At 56.9% G+C, this 815-nt stretch carries 1 protein-coding gene; it reads left to right on the top strand.

The features are described from left to right. The coding region (locus GZ1_RS19105) for an IS1634 family transposase (protein ID WP_157074404.1) at positions 1 to 815 on the top strand (815 nt) is incomplete at both ends.

The following is an 815-nucleotide window of genomic DNA, read 5'->3' as shown; positions in this document are numbered from 1 at the left end:
TTGGCTCGTCATCTCGACCGCTTGTATGAGGCCGACATTCACAAGGTGATCAGCACTTGCTTGATTCACATTTATCGCAAAGAAGGCCTTTCCCTCCGAGCCTTTCACGCCGATACGACGGACAAGACGGTTTACGGCGCGTATGAATCGGCCTCATTAGAGGCTTTGCAGATCACACATGGCTATAACCGCCATCATCGTTGGCAAAAACAGATCGGCTTCGGACTGGTCGGCAACGAGGACGGCATCCCGTTTTACGGCGATGTGCACGACGGCAACCTGCCTGACAAAACGTGGAATCCGGAGGTGCTGTCCCGTGTCCACGAACAGCTCAAACAAGCCAAGATGGAAGACGAATGGATTTACGTGGCCGATTCCGCCGCGATGACAAAAGACACTCTGGCGCAAACCAAAGCGGCCAACGCCTTTTTGATCACCCGAGGCCCTTCGTCGCTTCGGATCGTGAAACGGGCATTAGCGGAGGCCGATTCGCCTCACATCCCGTGGAGCGAACCCTTTACCCTGGCGGAGAGAAACGGCGCCACGTACCGGGTATGGGAAACATCCTCCACCTATGAAGGCCACCCCGTTCGGCTGATCGTCGTCGAATCGAGTGCGCTCGACCAGCGAAAAGGAAAGACGCTCGAAAAAGAACGAACCAAAGAAGCGGAGCTTCTTCGCGAGGAACAAGCCCATTGGGAGCGCCACCCTTTCTCCTGCCGGGAAGATGCCGAACAAGCCTTGGCGTCCCTCAAGGCGTCCCTTCGCCCCCGGTTTCATCGGGTTGAGGCCGCGGTCGAAGAGATCGTACGCCC

It is taken from the genome of Geobacillus zalihae NBRC 101842 (assembly GCF_001544135.1).
GTDB lineage: Bacteria > Bacillota > Bacilli > Bacillales > Anoxybacillaceae > Geobacillus > Geobacillus zalihae.
The sequence above is the reverse complement of the archived record's forward strand: the minus strand, read 5'-3'. Positions and strand labels throughout refer to the sequence as shown.